This window comes from Streptomyces panaciradicis (assembly GCF_023516615.1).
Taxonomy (GTDB): domain Bacteria; phylum Actinomycetota; class Actinomycetes; order Streptomycetales; family Streptomycetaceae; genus Streptomyces; species Streptomyces panaciradicis.
The window spans coordinates 1-4,296 of sequence record NZ_JAMGBF010000282.1; the positions used below are offsets into that span (position 1 = coordinate 1).

A 4,296-nucleotide genomic window follows, 5' to 3' on the forward strand; every position below is an offset into this window, starting at 1 on the left:
ACTCCAAACTGCTCCACAGGACCAGGTTTCGCGGCGCTATTCGTGCGTTGCGCTGCGAGAAGGACTGTACAGGAGGGTGAGCCCCCTGGTCGAACTCACCCTCTGTAAGGGGCTGATCACGGCGCGGCCGCGTCGATCGCCTTCACGATCCGCTTGTCCGAGACCGGGTACGCCGTGCCCAGCGCGTGCGCGAAGTAGCTGACCCGGAGCTCCTCCAGCATCCAGCGGATGTCCTTGACCGAGGACGGCACCGGGCGGCCCTGGGGAAGCTGTTCCAGGAGCCAGGCGTACTCGTCCCGCATCTCGTGGACCTTCTCCATGCGCGTGGTGTCGCGCTGGGCGTTGGTCGGCATCTGCTGCAGGCGGCGGTCCGCGGCGACCAGGTACCGCATCAGGTCGGGAAGGCGGCGCAGGCCGGCCTCGGTGACGAAGCCCGGCTTCACGAGGGCGTCCAGCTGGGCCCGTACGTCCTGGAGGTTGGGCAGCAGGACGGGGCTGCGGACGGCCTTCAGACGGCGCTCACAGGCCTGCCAGGCGGCCAGCACCTGCTGCACCTGACCCACCGTGCGGACCGTCGTGTCCACGATCTCCGCGCGCACCCTCTCGTACAGCTTCCGGTACGACTCCTCGTCCCACGCCGGCCCCCCGAAGTCCCCGATCAGCTTGTCGGCCGCGGCCATCGCGCAGTCGTCGAAGAGCGCCTGGATCGAGCCGTGCGGATTGGCGGAGAGGGCGAGCTTCTGGGCGTTCGTCAGTTTCTCGGACGCGAACTTCGCCGGGTTGACCGGGATGTTGCGCAGGATGAGCCGGCGGGTGCCCTTCCACATCGCCTCCGCCTGCTCCGCCTCCGTGTCGAAGAGGCGTACGGAGACCGTGTCGCCGTCGTCCACGAGCGCCGGGTACGCCTTCACCGGCTGGCCGGCGCGGCGGGTCTCGAAGACGCGGGTGAGGGATCCGATCGTCCAGTCGGTCAGGCCGGAGCGTTCCAGGGACTCCCCGCCGGTGCGCTCCGCCGTCGCCGCGGCCGCCTGGGACAGGGCCTGGCGGGCCTTGGGCCGCAGGCGCAGCCGCAGCGTCTCCAGGTCCTTGTCCTCGGCCAGCTTGCGCCGCCGTTCGTCCACGATCCGGAAGGTGACGCGCAGATGCTCCGGCACCTTCGACCAGTCGAAGTCCTCGGCGGTGAAGGGCACACCGACCATGCGCTTCAGCTCGCGCGCCATGGTCGTCGTCAGCGGCTCCTGCAGGGGTACGGCCGTGTCCAGGAACCGCTTCGCGAAGTTCGGGGCCGGAACGTAGTGGCGGCGGATCGGCTTGGGCAGGGAGCGGATCAGCTCCGTCACCAACTCCTCCCGCAGACCCGGGATCTGCCAGTCGAAGCCCTCGTCCTTGACCTGGTTGAGGACCTGCAGCGGGATGTGGACCGTCACACCGTCGGCGTCCGCGCCCGGCTCGAACTGGTACGTCACCCGGAACTTCAGTCCGTCCTGCCGCCAGGAGTCCGGGTAGTCGGCCTTGGTGACCGCCTCCGCCGACTCCCGGATGAGCATTTCGCGCTCGAAGTCCAGGTAATCCGGCTGCTCGTGCCGCTTGCGCTTCCACCAGGAGTCGAAGTGGGCTCCGGAGACCACGTGCTCGGGCACCCGGGCGTCGTAGAAGTCGAAGAGCGTCTCGTCGTCGACGACGATGTCCCGGCGCCGGGCGCGGTGTTCGAGCTCCTCGACCTCGCTGAGCAGCTTGCGGTTGTCGGCGAAGAACTTGTGGTGGGTGCGCCAGTCGCCCTCGACGAGGGCGTTGCGGATGAACAGTTCGCGGGAGGCCTCGGGGTCGATCCGGCCGTAGTTCACCTTGCGCTGGGCGATGATCGGGACGCCGTAGAGCGTGACCTTCTCGTACGCCATCACCGCCGCCTGGTCCTTCTCCCAGTGCGGCTCGCTGTAGGTGCGCTTGAGGAGGTGGCCGGCGAGGGGTTCGACCCACTCCGGTTCGATCCTGGCGTTGACGCGGGCCCACAGGCGCGAGGTCTCCACCAGCTCCGCCGACATCACGAACCGCGGCGGCTTCTTGAACAGCGCCGAGCCGGGGAAGATCGCGAACTTGGCGTTGCGGGCGCCCAGATACTCGTTCTTCGCGCCGTCCTTGACGTCCTTCATGCCGATGTGCGAGAGCAGACCGGCCAGCAGGGAGACGTGGACGCGGTCGCCGGGGGCGTCGTCCTCGTTGAGGTGGATGCCCATCTGCTTGGCGACCGTGCGCAGTTGGGAGTAGATGTCCTGCCATTCGCGGATGCGCAGGAAGTTGAGGTACTCCTGCTTGCACATCCGGCGGAAGGAGCTGGAGCCCCGCTCCTTCTGCTGCTCCCGGACGTACCGCCAGAGGTTCAGGTAGGCCAGGAAGTCGCTGGTCTCGTCCTTGAAGCGGGCGTGCTGCTGGTCGGCCTGCGCCTGTTTGTCCGCGGGCCGCTCGCGCGGGTCCTGGATGGACAGCGCCGCGGCTATGACCATGACCTCGCGGACGCAGCCGTTCTTGTCGGCCTCCAGGACCATCCGGGCCAGCCGGGGGTCGACGGGCAGCTGGGCGAGCTTGCGGCCGGTCTGCGTGAGCCGCTTGCGCGGGTCCTTCTCGGCCGCGTCGAGCGCGCCCAGTTCCTGCAGCAGCTGCACGCCGTCACGGATGTTGCGGTGGTCCGGCGGGTCGATGAAGGGGAACTTCTCGATGTCGCCGAGGCCGGCCGCGGTCATCTGCAGGATGACGGACGCCAGGTTCGTCCGGAGGATCTCCGCGTCGGTGAACTCCGGGCGGGCGAGGAAGTCGTCCTCGGAGTAGAGCCGGACGCAGATGCCGTCGCTGGTACGGCCGCAGCGCCCCTTGCGCTGGTTGGCGCTGGCCTGGCTGATCGGCTCGATGGGCAGCCGCTGCACCTTGGTGCGGTGGCTGTAGCGGCTGATCCTCGCGAAGCCCGGGTCGATGACGTACTTGATGCCGGGGACCGTCAGGGACGTCTCGGCGACGTTCGTCGCCAGAACGATCCTGCGCCCGGTGTGGGGCTGGAAGACGCGGTGCTGCTCGGCGTGCGAGAGGCGGGCGTAGAGCGGCAGGATCTCGGTGAAGCGGTACTGCTTGCGCGTGAGCGCGTCCGCGGTGTCCCGGATCTCCCGCTCCCCGGAGAGGAAGACGAGGATGTCGCCCTTCCCCTCACCCATGAGCTCCTCGACGGCGTCCGTGATCGCCGTGATCTGGTCCCGGTCGGCGTCGTCGGAGTCCTCCTCCAGGAGGGGGCGGTAGCGCACCTCCACCGGGTACGTCCGCCCGCTGACCTCGACGATCGGGGCGTCGCCGAAGTGCCGGGAGAAACGCTCGGGATCGATGGTCGCCGAGGTGATGACGACCTTCAGATCCGGCCGCTTGGGCAGCAGCTGGGCGAGGTACCCGAGCAGGAAGTCGATGTTGAGGGACCGCTCGTGGGCCTCGTCGATGATGATCGTGTCGTAGGCGCGCAGCTCGCGGTCGGTCTGGATCTCGGCGAGCAGGATGCCGTCCGTCATCAGCTTGATGAACGTCGAGTCCTGGTTGACCTGGTCGGTGAACCGGACCTTCCAGCCGACGGCCTCGCCGAGGGGGGTGTTCATCTCCTCCGCCACGCGCTCCGCGACCGTGCGCGCGGCGATCCGGCGGGGCTGCGTGTGGCCGATCATGCCGCGTACACCGCGCCCCAGTTCGAGGCAGATCTTCGGGATCTGGGTCGTCTTGCCGGACCCGGTCTCACCGGCCACGATGACGACCTGGTGGTCGCGGATGGCCGCGGCGATCTCGTCCTTCTTCTGGCTGACCGGCAGCTGCTCGGGGTAGCTGACCGCGGGCACGCGGACGCGCCGCTCGCCGATGCGCTCCTCGGCGCGGGCGACCTCCGCCTCGATCTCGGCGAGCACGGCGGCACGGGCCTCCGCCTTGCGGATCTTGCGCGCGCCTTCGAGCCTGCGCCCGAGCCGGTGCGCGTCGCGCAGGGACAGCTCGGTCAGGCGGGGGGCGAGGGCGCCGAGGGCCGGGGCATCGGGGGCAGGGTGCGTAGACATACGCGATCCAGGATCTCATCCCCGGGAAATCCGTGGCGAACGATTTGTACCGGGGTGGGTGGCCGGGCATACAACGAGGCCCCGATCCGGGGATCGGGGCCTTGGTTGTGGCTGGGGCCGGGGTCGAACCGGCGACCTATCGCTTTTCAGGCGATCGCTCGTACCAACTGAGCTACCCAGCCACGAGACCGGTGAGGGTCTCGGCGGTCCTGACGGGATTTGAACC

1 protein-coding gene and 1 tRNA gene are annotated in these 4,296 nt (G+C 68.9%); both read right to left on the reverse strand.

The annotated features are described in order from the left end of the window. Positions 1-116: 116 nt before the first annotated feature. Positions 117-4,070 (reverse strand): ATP-dependent RNA helicase HrpA, encoded by a 3,954-nt coding sequence (gene hrpA / locus M8J74_RS43690; RefSeq protein WP_249841711.1) that lies wholly within the window; start codon positions 4,068-4,070, stop codon positions 117-119. Positions 4,071-4,178: 108 nt separating this feature from the next. Beyond that, a tRNA-Phe gene (locus tag M8J74_RS43695) sits at positions 4,179-4,252 on the reverse strand. Positions 4,253-4,296: the final 44 nt, after the last annotated feature.

Excerpts from the sequence above, each read along its gene's own strand:
- hrpA (WP_249841711.1), bottom strand. The coding sequence starts at position 4,070 with ATGTCTACGCACCCTGCCCCCGATGCCCCGGCCCTCGGCGCCCTCGCC.